12 protein-coding genes are annotated in these 14,658 nt (G+C 72.4%); 9 read left to right on the top strand and 3 right to left on the bottom strand.

All coding sequences use genetic code 11. The features are described 5' to 3' along the window. The first annotated feature begins 137 nt into the window (after positions 1 to 137). From chvE to I3F54_RS18860, 4 genes are all read left to right on the top strand, one after another. Positions 138 to 1,244: a multiple monosaccharide ABC transporter substrate-binding protein gene (gene chvE / locus I3F54_RS18875; protein WP_240119991.1), complete on the top strand. Its 1,107-nt coding sequence runs from the start codon at positions 138 to 140 to the stop codon at positions 1,242 to 1,244. Positions 1,245 to 1,276: 32 nt separating this feature from the next. After that, positions 1,277 to 2,818, top strand: coding sequence for a multiple monosaccharide ABC transporter ATP-binding protein (mmsA, locus tag I3F54_RS18870; protein WP_240119990.1), 1,542 nt, complete (start codon positions 1,277 to 1,279; stop codon positions 2,816 to 2,818). 4 nt (positions 2,819 to 2,822) lie between these two features. Continuing rightward, a complete protein-coding gene (gene mmsB / locus I3F54_RS18865) occupies positions 2,823 to 4,070 on the top strand; it encodes a multiple monosaccharide ABC transporter permease (RefSeq protein WP_240119989.1) in 1,248 nt (415 codons plus the stop codon). 220 nt (positions 4,071 to 4,290) lie between these two features. After that, positions 4,291 to 5,814 (top strand): histidinol-phosphate transaminase, encoded by a 1,524-nt coding sequence (locus tag I3F54_RS18860; RefSeq protein ID WP_240119988.1) that lies wholly within the window; start codon positions 4,291 to 4,293, stop codon positions 5,812 to 5,814. A gap of 36 nt (positions 5,815 to 5,850) precedes the next feature. Here the strand turns inward: I3F54_RS18860 and I3F54_RS18855 are convergent, their stop codons facing one another. Then, positions 5,851 to 6,516 carry a DUF4360 domain-containing protein gene (locus I3F54_RS18855; protein ID WP_240119987.1) on the bottom strand — a complete coding sequence of 222 codons (666 nt, stop codon included), beginning with the start codon at positions 6,514 to 6,516 and terminating at the stop codon, positions 5,851 to 5,853. A gap of 466 nt (positions 6,517 to 6,982) precedes the next feature. Here I3F54_RS18855 and I3F54_RS18850 point away from each other — a divergent pair, with 466 nt between their 5' ends. From I3F54_RS18850 to I3F54_RS18840, 3 genes are all read left to right on the top strand, one after another. Next, the gene (locus I3F54_RS18850) at positions 6,983 to 7,510 is read left to right on the top strand and encodes a toxin-antitoxin system, toxin component family protein (RefSeq protein WP_240120045.1); all 528 of its coding nucleotides are present in this window, start codon (positions 6,983 to 6,985) and stop codon (positions 7,508 to 7,510) included. 35 nt (positions 7,511 to 7,545) lie between these two features. Next, positions 7,546 to 8,790 (top strand): MAB_1171c family putative transporter, encoded by a 1,245-nt coding sequence (locus I3F54_RS18845; RefSeq protein ID WP_240120044.1) that lies wholly within the window; start codon positions 7,546 to 7,548, stop codon positions 8,788 to 8,790. A gap of 76 nt (positions 8,791 to 8,866) precedes the next feature. Further along, entirely contained in the window at positions 8,867 to 10,210 is a 1,344-nt protein-coding gene (locus I3F54_RS18840; RefSeq protein WP_240120043.1) for an FAD-dependent monooxygenase, read from the top strand. Between the two features lie 192 nt (positions 10,211 to 10,402). Here the strand turns inward: I3F54_RS18840 and I3F54_RS18835 are convergent, their stop codons facing one another. Further along, positions 10,403 to 11,254: an SMP-30/gluconolactonase/LRE family protein gene (locus I3F54_RS18835; protein ID WP_240119986.1), complete on the bottom strand. Its 852-nt coding sequence runs from the start codon at positions 11,252 to 11,254 to the stop codon at positions 10,403 to 10,405. Then, positions 11,251 to 12,072, bottom strand: a complete 822-nt coding sequence (locus tag I3F54_RS18830) for an IclR family transcriptional regulator (protein ID WP_240119985.1) — start codon at positions 12,070 to 12,072, stop codon at positions 11,251 to 11,253. The genes I3F54_RS18835 and I3F54_RS18830 overlap by 4 nt, the downstream gene beginning before the upstream one ends. Before the next feature lie 201 nt (positions 12,073 to 12,273). Here I3F54_RS18830 and I3F54_RS18825 point away from each other — a divergent pair, with 201 nt between their 5' ends. Next, on the top strand, positions 12,274 to 12,897 hold the full coding sequence (locus I3F54_RS18825) for a hypothetical protein (protein ID WP_240119984.1): 624 nt from the start codon (positions 12,274 to 12,276) through the stop codon (positions 12,895 to 12,897). A 356-nt stretch (positions 12,898 to 13,253) separates the two neighbouring features. Then, a complete protein-coding gene (locus tag I3F54_RS18820) occupies positions 13,254 to 14,315 on the top strand; it encodes a MerR family transcriptional regulator (RefSeq protein WP_240120042.1) in 1,062 nt (353 codons plus the stop codon). Positions 14,316 to 14,658: the final 343 nt, after the last annotated feature.

Genomic DNA, 14,658 nt, shown 5'->3' with positions numbered 1-14,658 from the left:
CTTCACAGAAGGCGACGCAGTCAAACAGAATCCCACACAGTCATCCGCTCCCGGGACTTCCGCCCGGACCGACCGCACCTGCCCAGCGTTGCCGCACCACCCGACCAGGCCGTGCTCAGACATCAAGGAAGATGACCATGCGCAACCGCAGAGCCGCCCTCGCCGCCACAGCCGGAGCCGCCGGCCTCGCCCTCGCCCTGACCGCCTGCGGGCAGAACAGCGAGGGCGGCAGCAAGGAGGACAAGGGGTCCGCCCAGGGCGGCACCATCGGCATCGCGATGCCGACGAAGTCCTCCGAGCGCTGGATCGCCGACGGCGACAACGTCAGGAAGGAGCTGGAGGCCAAGGGCTACCGGACCAGGCTCGTCTACGGCGAGGACGACCCCGACCAGCAGGTCTCCCAGATCGAGAACCTGATCACGCAGGGCGTGAAGGCGCTGATCGTCGCCGCGATCGACAACAAGTCCCTCAACAACGTCCTGCAACAGGCCAAGGACGCGAACATCCCGGTCATCGCCTACGACCGGCTCATCCTCGGCACACCGAACGTCGACTACTACGCCTCGTTCGACAACAGCAGGGTCGGCGAGCTCCAGGCGAACTACATCGTCGACAAGCTGGGGCTGAAGAACGGCAAGGGCCCGTTCAACATCGAGCTCTTCGCCGGCTCCAACGACGACAACAACACCCAGTACTTCTTCAACGGGGCGATGAGCGTCCTCCAGCCCTACATCGACGGCAAGAAGCTCGTCGTCCGCTCCGGCCAGAGGGAACTGACCCAGGTCACCACCCTGCGCTGGGACGGCGCCACCGCGCAGCGACGCATGGACGACATCCTCACCAAGTCCTACAAGAGCGCCCGGGTGGACGCGGTCCTCTCCCCCTACGACGGCATCTCCATCGGCATCCTGTCGGCGCTGAAGTCGGACAGCTACGGAGCCGGGGACAAGCCGCTGCCCGTGCTCACCGGCCAGGACGCCGAGCTGGCCTCGGTGAAGTCGATCATCGCGGGCGAGCAGACGCAGACGGTCTACAAGGACACCCGCAAGCTGGCAGCGGTCGCCTCGAACATGGTCGGCGCCGTCCTGGACGGCAAGACGCCCGAGGTCAACGACACCAAGACCTATGACAACGGTGCCAAGGTCGTCCCCTCCTACCTGCTCCAGCCGGTGAGCGTCGACAAGGACAACTACCAGAAGATCCTCGTCGACGGCGGCTACTACACCGCCGACCAGCTCAGGTAACGGGCGACACCAACGGATTGGAAGGCACGCCCATGACGGGACCCGTCCTGGAAATGCGCTCGATCGTCAAGACCTTTCCCGGTGTCAAGGCGCTGTCGGACGTCACACTGACCGTCCGCCAGGGCGAGGTCCACGCCGTCTGCGGGGAGAACGGCGCCGGGAAGTCCACCCTGATGAAGGTGCTCTCCGGCGTCCATCCCCACGGCAGCTACGAGGGCGACATCCTCTTCGAGGGACAGGTGTGCCGGTTCCGGGACATCCGGGCCAGCGAGCAGCTCGGCATCGTCATCATCCACCAGGAACTGGCCCTGGTTCCCCACCTCTCCCTCGCGGAGAACATCTTCCTCGGCAACGAGCACGCCGCCCGCGGCTTCATCAACTGGAGGGAGACCCTCGGGCACGCCACCGAACTGCTGCGCCGGGTCGGCCTCGACGAGCACCCCGAGACGCGGGTCGCCGACATCGGCGTCGGCAAGCAGCAACTGGTGGAGATCGCGAAGGCGCTGTCGAAGAAGGTGAGACTGCTCATCCTCGACGAACCGACCGCGGCGCTCAACGACGAGGACAGCGGAAGACTCCTGGACCTGATCCTGCAGTTGAAGGACCAGGGCATCACCTCGATCATCATCTCCCACAAGCTCAGCGAGATCCGCAGGGTCGCCGACTCGGTCACGATCATCCGCGACGGGCTGTCCGTCGAGACGCTGGACGTGCGGGCGCCGGAGACGACCGAGGACCGCATCATCAGCGGCATGGTGGGGCGCGACCTCGACAGCCGCTTCCCCGAGCGCACCCCGCACCGGGCCGAGGAGAACGCGGCCCCGGCGCTGGAGATCCGCAACTGGACCGTGCACCACCCGATCGACCGGCACCGCACGGTCGTCGACGACGTGTCGATCCGGGTCCGCCGCGGGGAGATCGTCGGCATCGCGGGCCTGATGGGCGCCGGCCGCACCGAACTCGCGATGAGCGTCTTCGGCCGCGTCTACGGCCGGTACGCGGGCGGCACGGTCCTCAAGGACGGCGTGGAGATCCGCACCAGGACCGTCGCGGAGGCGGTCGGGCACGGCATCGCCTACGTCACCGAGGACCGCAAGCACTACGGCCTCAACCTCATCGACACCATCAACCGCAACATCTCGCTGACCGCACTGCGCAAGGTCGCCCGGCGGGGCGTGGTCGACGAGCACGAGGAGCGGCAGGTCTCCGAGGGGTTCCGGCAGTCCATGAGCATCAAGGCACCGACGGTCTTCGAGCCGGTCGGCAAGCTGTCCGGCGGCAACCAGCAGAAGGTCGTCCTCAGCAAGTGGATCTTCGCCGGGCCGGACGTGCTGATCCTGGACGAGCCGACGCGCGGCATCGACGTGGGTGCCAAGTACGAGATCTACACGGTCATCGACCGGTTGGCCGCGCAGGGCAAGGCGGTCGTCTTCATCTCCTCCGAGCTGCCCGAACTGCTCGGCATGTGCGACCGCATCTACACCATGGCCGCCGGGCGGCTCACCGGCGAGGTGCCGCGGGCCGAGGCCACGCAGGAAGTGCTGATGCGCCGGATGACGAAGGACAAGAGGTAACGCGATGAGCACCGAAGCGACCAAGAGCCCGGCCGCCGCCCCGCCGGGCAGAGGCGGCGGCCCGGCCGCCGGGGGCGGGAACGTCCTCCAGCTCCTGGCCGGCAACATGCGCGGCAACATGCGGCAGTACGGCATGCTGATCGCCCTCGGCCTGATCGTCGCCCTGTTCGCGTTCTGGACCGACGGCCAGCTGCTTCTTCCGCGCAACGTCTCCAACCTGGTGCTGCAGAACGGCTATGTGCTGATCCTCGCGATCGGCATGATGCTGGTGATCATCGCGGGCCACATCGACCTGTCGGTCGGCTCGATGACGGCGTTCGTGGGCGCCTTCGCCGCCGTGCTGACGGTGCAGCACGGTGTGCCGTGGCCGGTAGCCCTGGTGCTGTGCCTGATCGCGGGCGCGGTCGGAGGCGCCGCGCAGGGCTTCCTCATCGCGTATCTCGGCATCCCCTCCTTCATCGTCACGCTCGCGGGCATGCTGGTCTTCCGCGGCTTCACCGAGATCCTGCTCCAGGGGCAGACGCTGGGCCCGTTCCCGAACGGGCTCCAGAAGATGGGCAACGGTTTCCTGCCGGAGGCCGGGCCGCACACCAACTACCACAACATCACCCTGATGCTGGGCCTGGCGCTGATCGTCTTCGTGGTCCTCCAGGAGGTCCGCGACCGCCGGCGCCAGCAGGAGTTCTCGCTGGACGTCGTCCCCCGCAACCTCTTCCTGCTCAAGCTGGTCTCCATCGTCGCCGCGATCCTCGTGCTCACACTGCTGCTCGCCAGCTACAAGGGCGCGCCGATCCTGCTGCTGGTGCTGGGGGCCCTGGTGGTCGGCTACGGCTACGTCATGCGCAACGCGGTGTTCGGCCGGCACGTCTACGCCATCGGCGGCAACCTGCCGGCGGCCAAGCTGTCCGGCGTGCAGGACAAGAAGGTCACCTTCCTCGTCTTCATGAACATGGGCGCGCTCGCGGCGCTGGCGGGCCTGGCGATCGCCGCCCGCCTCAACGCCGCCTCCCCGAAAGCGGGCCTGAACTACGAACTGGAGGCGATCGCCTCCTCGTTCATCGGTGGCGCGTCCATGAGCGGCGGGGTGGGCACCGTCCTCGGAGCGATCATCGGCGGGCTGGTCCTCGGTGTGCTGAACAACGGCATGAACCTGCTGAGCGTCGGCACCGACTGGCAGCAGGTCATCAAGGGATTCGCCCTGCTGGCGGCCGTCGGGTTCGACGTGTGGAACAAGCGCAGGTCCGGTTCCTGAACCGCCTGCGCAGCCCTTGTCCGGTACCGGGTCAGGCACCTGCCGACAGGGGGCGCCGCCGGCACCGGCCCCGGCGGTGGAGCGACCGCGCCTGCCCGGCCGATGAAGCGGAACCCGCCGTGCGGCCGTTGCCGCACCGGTTGAACGGTGCCCGGGCCGCCGCCGTATCTCAGGGTGGCCCGTGCTCCCCCGCACGGGCCACCCTGACACGGAGGTCCCCTTGACCGGCAACGTCACCTCGCTCTTCCGCAGCACCACGGCGCACAGCCCGTCGATGGCGGCGCTGACCCGGGAGGACGGGGACGGGGCGGGACCGACGGACTTCTGTATCCCCTGCAATCCGTACTTCCCCACCCCTGCGATGTTCGACGAGATGGCGGCCCGCCTCCGGGAGATCGTCACGTACTACCCGAGCAGCGCCGACACGATCACCGCGGAACTGTGCAGCCTTCTCCAGCTCCCGCCGCAGTGCGTGGCGATGGGCAACGGGTCGACGGAGCTGATCACCTGGATCGACCACCTCCTGGTCCGCGAGTCGCTCGCCGTGCCCGTCCCCACGTTCGGGCGCTGGACCGACCAGCCGATGGAGACCGGGAAGCGGGTCGACATGTTCCCGTTGCAGGAGTCCGGCGGCTTCGCCCTGGACCTGGCGCAGTACGCCGACTTCGTCCGCACGCGCGGGACGCGGGCGGTGGTGATCTGCAACCCCAACAACCCCGACGGCGGCTATCTGCACAAGCACGCGGTGGTGCAGTTCATGGACGCGATGGCCGACCGGGACCTGGTCGTGATCGACGAGAGCTTCCTGGAGTTCGCCGACGCGGAGACGGAACCCTCGGTCGTCCAGGAGGCGATGCTCCGGCCCAACGTCGTGGTCCTGCGCAGCCTCGGCAAGAACTTCGGCCTGCACGGCGTACGCTTCGGCTATCTGGTCGCCAACCCGGCCCTGGCCGGACGGATCCGCTCCATGCTGCCGAAGTGGAACCTCAACTCCTTCGCCGAGCACGTCGTCTTCATGCTGAAGGAGCACGCCGCGGAGTACGCCCAGAGCCTGCAGCAGGTCCGTCGGGACCGGCTGGAGATGGCGAGCCGGCTGTCCGAGCTGCCGGGCCTGACGGTCTACCCCTCGCAGGGCAACTTCCTCTTCGTGCGCCTGCCCGTCGGCGCGGAGGGCACCGCGGTCCGGGACCGGCTCCTCACCGAGCACCGGATCCTGGTCCGCGAGTGCGGCAACAAGATCGGTTCGTCCAGCCGCTTCCTGCGGCTCGTGGTGCGCCCCCAGGTCGACGTGCGTCGCCTGGTGTCCGGCCTGGAACAGGTGCTCTACGGGACCAGGAGGGGAGCCGCCGTGCCCGAGCTGGGCACCGGGACCAGCTACAGCTCGGGTACGGCGGCGGTGGACCGGCTGGTCGGTGCCACCAACGGCGCGGGGATGCAGATCCCGACGGCGCCCCCGGCACCCCTGCCGGAGGCGCCCCAGCCGCTGACGCAGCCGGCACCGGTGCCGCAGCCCCTTCCGGCACCCCAGCCCCTGCCGGTGCCGCAGCCCCTTCCGGCGCCCCAGCCCGTACCGGTGCCGCAACCCGTTCCGGCACCGCAGCCGGCTGCGGCGGGCATCACACCGCCCGGCGTGCCTGCCCAGGGCGGACTCACCGCGGCCCAGGTCAGGGGCACCAACGGGCTCACCCCGGCGCCGGCGACGGGCTGGCCCAGCGCCGCGGGCTGGCCCGCCGCGGCGGGCTGAGCGGGCCCGGCCGGGCAAGGGGGACCGGCAGCGCGGTCACTGCGACGACGGGCACTCCTTCCACGCCATGTGGTACACCGTGCCGATGTCCCCGTCCGTCGAGTCCATGGTCATGAAGCTGACCTTGTCGGGCTCCGTGGTGCCCGCAGTCACGCGCAGCTCCGTGTTGATGTTGAAGTTGCGCTGGACTCCGCAGGGCGCCCAGACCAGTTGGGCCCAGTCCGTCTCGTCCGTGGCCTGCCAGTTGTCGTTGTAGGGGCCGTCCAACGGGTGGTTGCGGAACGCGGTCTGCGGTGAGCCCTGGAAGTAGTACGAGGCCTTCTGCATGCCGCTCGCTCCGGACTGGAGAGCGGCGAAACCCCGGTAGTCGACGCTGGCGATGGCGTACGTAAAGCCCTGCGGGACGTGGACGACGAGGTTGATCTGGCAGTTCTTGCGGAAAGCGATCGGGTCGGAATTGCCGCCGGCCTGGGCGAGGTAGTCGCTGTAGGTCACCGTGAAGGCCGTGTTGTCCTCGGAGACCGCCACGGCCGCGGTGCCCTGCGGGCAGCCGGATCCGTTCACGGTCGCGACATCGATGACGATCCGGTCGGGCGGCGGGTCGGTGAACACGGGGGACGCGACGTGCTGGGCGGGCAGGAAGGCGGTGGTCCCGGTGAGCAGTGCGGCCACCGCACCGCTCATGAGGAAGGCGCCAGGCATGGTGAACCATCCGTTCCGTGGGGGGTGTTCGGTCGTTGCTGAGACTGTGCGACCGTTGTGTGTCTTCTGTGAAGGCCGTTCTCCGGCCATTCACATGCGGAACGTTCACCGGCACACCGGGCCGGCGGCACGGCTGCGACCGGGCGTGTGGCTGGCACCGCGAAGGCGCGTCCGGCCGGGACACCGGGACCGGGTCCGTGCACAGCGGCTCCGGGCCGTCCGCGCCCTTCGGGGTCCCGTCCACCCCGTGCAGCACCTCCTCGCCGCCCTTCTGGACAGCCTCGGTCGTTACCGGTTGAACAACGGTCGCCGGATCACATGACGAGGACAGTTCCGGCCGCGTAGGCTCGAACATCCGGTCACGCAGCGGGAATCTCGCAGCGGACCCGACGAGACGGACGGAGGGGAAGAGGGCGTGACGGACCTCGTGGCGGCGCTGCGCCGACGCTCGCGGCGCGGCTCTGCCATGCGCGACCTCGCCGCCCAGCTCGCGGCAGCCGTGCACCGCAGACCCGAGCCGCCGGCCGATGTGCGCGCGCTCTGCCGGGCCCTGTGCGAGGAGATGAGCGCACGCCGCGGCGGGCGGCCCCTGGAACTGCGTTTCGAGAGGTTCCCCGACGAGATCGAGGTCACCGGTCTGTGGGTGGAGTTCACCGACTTCGACCTGGTGATCGTCGAGGAGCGCGCCGAGGACGTGCAGCAACTGGTCATCCTCGGACATGAGTTGTGGCACGTGCACGCCGGCCACCGCCATCACCACGTCGCCGCCAGCGCCGTCGCCGACGCGCTGACGGGCCCGCGCGACTGGAAGGACGCCGCCTTGAGCATCGCCGCCCGCAACGGCTCCCGGGAACGGGAGGAGGCCGAGTCCGACGACTTCGGCCACCGGCTGGCAGCCTCGTTCCGCCCGCTGACCTCCGGCGGCGGCGAGCCTCCCCTGGGCCCGGTGCAGCGGTCGATGGGGTACCGCAGACGCGGAGGCCGGGTGCGGTGAGCGCGCTGACCGCGGTCGGCCCCGCTGCGGCGGGCATGTCGGCCCCTGCCCAACTGGCCCTGGATCCGGCCGGGTTGCTCAGCCGCTTCTCCGTCTCCTTCTGGCTGCCGATCGCCGCCCTCACGGTCGCGCTCGCCATCAAACTGCCGAGCCTGGTGAAGATGTGGCGGGACCCGCTGCTGCGGGGTGTCGGCGGGCTCCTCCTGTTCGCGTGCGCGGTGTTCGTCTTCGCCTACCCCTCGACGATCAGCTGGACCAACCGCGTCACCGGCGTGCCCAACATCTCCGCGCCCTGGGTGTACTCGCTGCTCACCGCATTGTGCGCGTCGTGGCTGCTGCTCATCGTCGCCTGGCGCAACGGCACCGACCGCTCGCGCTCGACCCGCCGCGCGGCCCGCTGGGTCGTCGTCGTGTACACCGGTGTGGTGGTGGCGCTGTGGGTGCTGTTCGCCCTCGCCGACGTTCCCGTCGAACGCACCCGCGACCTGGACACCTACTACGCCCGCACGCCGTTCATGCGCGAGGAGATCCTGCTCTACCTGCTCGCACACACCGCCGCCTGCTCGGTGACGGCCCGGCTGATCTGGAACTGGGTGCGCACCGACGGCCTCGACGCCTGGCTGCGCTGGGGGCTGCGGCTGCTGGGCATCGGCTACGGCACCAACCTGCTCTTCGACGCGGCCAAGCTGACCGCCGTCGCCGCCCGCTGGACCGGGACCGGCCGCCTCGACTGGCTGAGCACCGAACTGGCGCCCTCGGCCGCCTGTGTCTCCGCCACCCTGGTCGCGGTCGGCTTCATCCTGCCGCACGGCGGGCAGTACCTCCAGGAGCGGTGGCGGATCCGCGCCGACCACTGGCGGCTGCGGCCCCTGTACCGGCTGATGCGCACCGTCAGTGGCGGGCGTGCCCCCTTCGCGCCGCGTTCCACCGCGGAACTGCGCCTGATCCGCCGTGAGACGTTCATCCGCGACGCGTTGCTGCCGCTCTCCCGGTACCTCGACGAGGGCCTGCGGGCGCGGGCGCACGAGGCCGCCGTCGCCCTCGGGTTCGCACCGGGGAGGGCGAAGGCCCTCGCCGCCGCCGTGACGATGCTGGACGCCGTCGCCGCCCGGGAGCGGACTCCCCGGACCGACAGCACCGCTCCCCCGTCCGGACCGGACACCGCGTACCTGCTGCAGGAGATCCAGGCCGTGTCCCGGGTCCTGCGCCGGCACGACGACATCGAAGCGGTCCGCGCCCGTGCGGCCGCCCTGGCAGAGAGCGTGCCCGCGCATGAGTGAACCAGCGTCCCCCGCCAGAACCGCCGCCGCGGGCGGCGCCAGGACGGCCGTCGTCCTGGGCGGCTCCCACACCGGCATGCTCGCCGCGCGGGCGCTGACGGCCTTCGCCGACCGGGTCGTGGTCGTGGAGCGGGACGTGCTGCCCGCCGGTGCCGAACCGCGCAAGGGACTGCCGCAGGCCCGGCACGCGCACATGCTCTGGTCGGGCGGGGTGCGCGCGGCGGAGGAACTGCTGCCCGGGATCACCTCGGCGCTCCGGGACTTCGGGGCCCGCCGGCAGCCCGTCACCACGGACATCGTCGCGCTGAGCGGGCAGGGCTGGTTCCGGCGCTGGCCCGAGTCCCACCACGTCGTCCTGGCCGGACGCGACCTGCTGGACTCCGTGATCCGCGCACAGGTGCTCGCCGACGAGCGCGTCGAGGTCGTCGAACAGGCCGAGGCGCTGGGCCTCACCGGCACCGGCGCGGCGGTCACCGGCGTCCGGATCCGGCACCGGGACGGCAGCGAGCGGACCGTGGAGGCCGGGTTCGTCGTCGACGCCACGGGACGGGGATCGCGGGCCGCGCGGTGGCTGACGGCGCTCGGGCTGCCCGAGCCCGAGGTCCGCGTCGTCGACTCCGGCCTGGTGTACGCCAGCCGGCTCTTCCTCGCCCCCGAGGCGGCCCGGGAGGCCTTCCCGATCATCAACGTGCAGCCCGACCCGCGCGACGGCGGGCCGGGACGGGCGGGCTTCCTGCTGCCCGTGGAGGACGGACGGTGGATCGTCACCCTCTCCGGTACCCGGGGCGGGCAGCCGACCGGCGCGGAGGAGGACTTCGTCCGCTTCGCACGGGACGAGCTGCGGCACCCGATCATCGGTGACCTGATCGGGCAGGCCGAGCCGCTGACGGACGTGTCGGTGACCCGGACCACCGTCAACCGCCGCCACTACTACGAGCGGATGCCGGCCTGGCCGGAGAACTTCGCCGTGCTCGGCGACGCCCTCGCCGCCCTGAACCCGGTGTACGGGCACGGACTCGCGGTCGGCGCCCAGAGCGCCCTGCTGCTGCGGAAGGTGATACGGCGTCATGGGTGGGGGACGCCCGGGCTGGCCCGCCGCGTCCAGGCCGCGGTGGCCCGGCCGGTCGCGGCGGGCTGGGACCTGGCGATCGGTCAGGACGTGTTCTATCCGGGGGCGACGCCGGACGGCCCGTCACTACGGGACCGGTTGGTGGCGGGGTACGTCGACCGGCTGATGCTGACCGCGACGGGGAACGGGCGGATCGCTCGGCGGGTCACCGACGTGACGTCGCTGGAGCGGGGTGCGGGTGTGCTGCTGACGCCGGCGGTGCTGCTCGCGGCCGTGGTCGGACCGCTGAAGCCGGCGCTGCCGGGTCCGCCGCTGACCTCGGAGGAGCTCAAGCGTGCCGGACTGAGGTGACCGCCCGCCGCCCGCGCGGCCCGGGTGCGGAGCACCGGGGCGGGCAGGGCCCGGCGCCGGGTGCCACGGCGGAGGGCCGCGAGCCCTCGCGGGCGGCAGGACGTCGGGCGCCGGGGCCGGGGGCACCGGGCGCGCGGCGGTCTCCCGCCACTGCGCCCGCCCCCGCCCGCCGGCACCGGAAGGCGCCGGCCGCTACCCCGCGAACGCGGGCTGCGCCAGCCCCTGCCCGGCGCCCGGCACCACCAGTACCGACCCCGACAGCGGCGTCGGCGCCGTCAGGCCGACGCGGGCCGTCGTGATGTACAGGTCCGTCAGGTCCGGGCCGCCGAAGGCGCAGGCCGTGACCCTCGGCGCCGGAAGAGCGACCGTGCGGTCCAGGCGGCCGCCGGGGGTGTAGCGGCGTACCGCGCCTCCGTCCCACAGGGCCACCCACACACAGCCGTCGGCGTCGACCGTCAGGCCGTCCGGGAACCCGGCGCCCTCCTCGATCACGGCGAGGGGGCGGCGGCCCGTCACGCGTCCGTCCGGCCTGCGGTCGAAGACGTCGACGCGGCGGGTCGGGGAGTCGATGTAGTACATGAGGAGACCGTCGGGGCTCCACCCGGTGCCGTTGCTCACCGTCACGTCGCCGAGGACGGTCCCGGCCGCACCGTCGGCGGTGAGGCGGGAGAGGGTGCCGCCGCCTGGGGCCTCGTCGTAGCGCATGGTCCCGGCCCAGAGGGAGCCGTCGGGGGCGACGGCGGCGTCGTTGGCGCGGCGGCCGGGGACCGGTTCGCGGTGCAGCCAGCGGAAGGTGCCGTCGGGGTCGAGCAGCCCCACCCCGTCCCGCAGGTTGAGGACCAGGCCCCCACCGGCCCTCGGCTTGGCCGCGCCGACGTGCTGCCCGGTCGTGCGGACCGCGCGGCGGCCCGGCGAGGGGTCGTAGGTGTGGACGCGGGAGCCGAGGATGTCGACCCACAGCAGGCGTCCGGTCGCCGGGTCCCAGGTGGGCCCCTCGCCGAGCGACGCCCCGGCCCGTACCGCCACCTCGTGGTCCGCCGTCATCGGGATCCCTCCGTGGACGCCCCGGTCCTCGGGCCGGGGAGAGAGCGGTCCTCGCTCCGGTGGCCGAGGCGTTCGGAGAGTTCGGCGGCGCCCTTGGCGGCGAGCTGCTCCAGTTCGGCGCGGCGTCCGTCGTTCCAGCGGATCATGGGCACGGAGACGGAGAGCGCGGCGACGACCTGGCCTGTGCGGTCGCGGACCGGAGCGGCCACGCAGCTCACGTCCGGGTTGGACTCGCGGCTCTCCACCGCGATCCCGCGCCGGCGGATCCCGGCGAGAGCGTCGCGCAGCACGGCGGGATCGCTGATGCTGTGGGGGGTCATCGCGGCGAGTGCGGCACCGTCCGGGATCCGTGCGGCCAGTTCCTGCTCGGGCAGCGCGGCGAGCAGCATCTTGCCGACCGCCGTGCAGTGGGCGGGCAGCCGGCGGCCGGCGGCCGACACCATGCGCACCGCGTGCGTGGAGTCGACCTTGGCGATGTAGATGACGTCGGTTCCTTCGAGGACGGCGACGTGGACCGTCTCGTCGCAGGTCTCGGCGACGGCGCGGGCGACCTGCTGGCCCTCGGCGGCGAGGTCGAGCTGCTCGGCGTAGCGGCTGCCCAGCTGGTAGGCGCGCACGCCGAGCCGGTACCGTCCCGGCCGGCCGGGCACGGGGGCGATGTACCCGCGGGCGGCGAGCGTGGTGACCAGTTCGTGCACGGTGGTGCGCGGCAGCCGGAGCTTGCGCACGATGTCGGGGGCGGAGAGGGTGCCGTCGCCGTCGAGGAAGAGCTCAAGGATGTCCAGAGCCCGGGTCACGGCAGGTACGAGGCGTCCCACGACCGGCCTCCTCCTTGGTGATCTGAGACGGCGCCCGCGTTCGGGATGTCAACAGGCGACCGGTATGACGAACACAGGCTAGTCACCGTGCGGATCACGGGCAACGGCCCCTGCGGCCCCGGAAACTCCCGGCCCAGCGGGCCCGGAGACCGCCCGCGGGCACCGTCCCCGACGCCGCCGTCCGGAGGCGAGGATGGACGCATGTCCTCCCGCGAACCCGCGAAGCCCTTCACCGCCCACGACTTCCAGCTGGTCCTGCTGCGCCGCATGGCCGACCACAACCCCGATCTGGTCGCGGACGCCCGGCGCGCGCTGGGGGTCTCCCTCACCGGGATGCGGGAGGCCAACAAGCGCTGGCAGGCGATGGTCCGCTCCCCCCGGGCCCGCTCCGCCGCGTCCCGCTACCGGTCGGTCCTCGGCACCCCGGAGCGGGAGGGCAAGCGCGCTGTCGGCGACCTGGAGTGCGCGGCCTGGCAGTGGCCGCTCCCCCTCTGGCCCGACCTGCGCTTCGAGGTGCTGGTCGGCCCGAACGGCGCGGTGTGGAACGAGTGGCTCGTCCGCGCGCCGGACGCGGACGGCCCCACGCTGCGCACCCTCGACGACCTCATCCCCTGGTCCTGCACGGTCGACGAGGCGGCCCGCGCGTTCGCCCCCGCCCGCCCCCTGGAGGGCACCGCCCCCACCCGCTGGGGTCTGGCGTTCACGGCACCGGACGCGCAGGGGGTGCCGCACGAGGTCGTCGCCGAGTTCACCTGGGGGTTGCTGCAGCGGACGGCGGTCGGTGCCCCGTCCCCCGGCCGGGTGGCCGGCCCGGGCGGGAAGTGACGCGCCCGGCCGCGGACCGGGCCGGGAGTGGGCGTCGCCCCGACGGCGTTGCCACATCCTCTCGTTACCGTCAGGGCATGAGACTCGCGTAGAACACGACCGGGGGCCCGGCACCGCGGTCAGGGCCGGCTCGGACACGGCGGCTTCCGCGCCGGCGGGCCCACCCGGCGATCCGGGGAGCCGCGTGTCCGCCGGGCTCCGGGCTGCGGGCTCCGGGCTCCGGGCTCCGGGCTCCGGGTGGAACCGGGACGGCCGCTTGACCTTCCCCTTCGGTGAAGCCCCAGCATCAGAGGCGTGAACGAGCGAGCGATGCAGAGGTGCGCATGAACTCCACGGGCGAGCCGGACGGGCCGGACATGCCGACGATGACGATCGGCGCCTTCGCGAAGGCGTGCCGGCTGTCGCCGAAGGCGCTGCGGCTCTACGACGAGCTGGGGCTGCTGCGGCCCGCCCGGGTCGACGCGGACACCGGGTACCGCTACTACGCCGCCGGGCAGTTGGAACGGGCCCGGCTGGTGGCGTGGCTGCGGCGGCTGGGAATGCCGCTGGCCGACATCCGCCACGTGTGCACCCTCGTCCCGGCCGCCGCCGCCCGCGAGGTCCGCGCGTTCTGGGCACGCGTCGAGGCGGAGACGGCGGCCCGGCGGGACCTCGCCTCGTTCCTCGTCGAGCAACTGTCGGCCGTACCGCGGAAGGACACCACCATGCTGGAACTGCACTACTGCGCCCACTCCGACCGGGGCCGGGTCCGCCCCGCCAACCAGGACGCGGCGCACGCGGGGCGCCGGCTGCTGGCCGTGGCCGACGGCTACGGCCGGGCGGGCGGGCCCGCGAGCGCCGCGGCGCTGGAGGCGCTGCGGGTCCTGGACACCGCCGAGCCCGCCGCGGGCGGTGTCCTCGGCCTCCTGGAGGACGCCCTGCAGCGGGCGGCCCAGGCGGTGCGGGACGCGACCGGGGGTCCCGGCGACGCGGGCACGACCCTGACCGCGCTCCTGTGGACGGGCGGCCCGCAGCTGGCCCTGGCGCACATCGGCGACTCACGCGCCTACGTACTGCGGGACGGGGAGCTGTTCCGCATCACCCACGACCACACCCTGGTGCAGTCGATGCTGGACGAGGGCCGGCTGACCGAGGAGGAGGCGGCAAGTCATCCGCAGCGCTCCCTGCTCCTGAAGGCCCTGGGCCCGGGCACCCCGGCCGCCCCCGACCTGCGCCTGCACGACGCCCGCCCCGGCGACCGCTACCTGCTGTGCTCCGACGGCCTGTCCGCCGTCGTCCCCGAGGACCGCATCCGTGCGCTCCTGTCCTCCGCCCCCGTTCCCGACGACGCCGTGCGGGTGCTGATCGACGCGGCGAACGACGTCGGCGGCCCCGACAACGTCAGCTGCGTGGTGGCAGATGTGGCGGAGGCGGCCTGACCGCCGCCGCGGTACGGCAGGGTCGACGGCCTGTCGCTCTCCGGTACGGACGCCCGCGCCGCCCTCGACCGTCTCCCGCCACTCGTCGCCCGGGCGGTCACGGCCGCCCGCGCACACGGCTTCCCCTTCTCGGCGCGCGCGAGGGGGTGCGGCTGGTCGGCGTCGAGCGGCATGCCCGGCGCTCCGGGGCGGGGCAGGGCGCGGTGCGGGCGTGCGACGGTGACAGCCGTGCGGGCCCGCCGAGGGGCCGACGGCGCTCCCGGGACACCATCGTGCGGCGGGAGGCGGGCAGGCCGCGACGTGACGTGACGGGCGTCAACCTCCGCCGGCGGCGGACGACGCC

Source organism: Streptomyces sp. MUM 2J, assembly GCF_022414535.1.
Classification (GTDB): domain Bacteria; phylum Actinomycetota; class Actinomycetes; order Streptomycetales; family Streptomycetaceae; genus Streptomyces.
Note: the sequence above shows the minus strand (reverse complement) of the source record. Positions and strands in the feature narration are given on the sequence as shown.

What these genes read in the sequence shown, in the direction of transcription:
- chvE (WP_240119991.1), top strand. Translation starts at nt 138, where the DNA reads ATGCGCAACCGCAGAGCCGCCCTCGCCGCCACAGCCGGAGCCGCCGGC.
- mmsA (WP_240119990.1), top strand. Translation starts at nt 1,277, where the DNA reads ATGACGGGACCCGTCCTGGAAATGCGCTCGATCGTCAAGACCTTTCCC.
- mmsB (WP_240119989.1), top strand. Translation starts at nt 2,823, where the DNA reads ATGAGCACCGAAGCGACCAAGAGCCCGGCCGCCGCCCCGCCGGGCAGA.
- I3F54_RS18855 (WP_240119987.1), bottom strand. Translation starts at nt 6,516, where the DNA reads ATGCCTGGCGCCTTCCTCATGAGCGGTGCGGTGGCCGCACTGCTCACC.
- I3F54_RS18850 (WP_240120045.1), top strand. Translation starts at nt 6,983, where the DNA reads ATGCGCGACCTCGCCGCCCAGCTCGCGGCAGCCGTGCACCGCAGACCC.
- I3F54_RS18845 (WP_240120044.1), top strand. Translation starts at nt 7,546, where the DNA reads ATGTCGGCCCCTGCCCAACTGGCCCTGGATCCGGCCGGGTTGCTCAGC.
- I3F54_RS18840 (WP_240120043.1), top strand. Translation starts at nt 8,867, where the DNA reads ATGCTCGCCGCGCGGGCGCTGACGGCCTTCGCCGACCGGGTCGTGGTC.
- I3F54_RS18835 (WP_240119986.1), bottom strand. Translation starts at nt 11,254, where the DNA reads ATGACGGCGGACCACGAGGTGGCGGTACGGGCCGGGGCGTCGCTCGGC.
- I3F54_RS18825 (WP_240119984.1), top strand. Translation starts at nt 12,274, where the DNA reads ATGTCCTCCCGCGAACCCGCGAAGCCCTTCACCGCCCACGACTTCCAG.
- I3F54_RS18820 (WP_240120042.1), top strand. Translation starts at nt 13,254, where the DNA reads ATGCCGACGATGACGATCGGCGCCTTCGCGAAGGCGTGCCGGCTGTCG.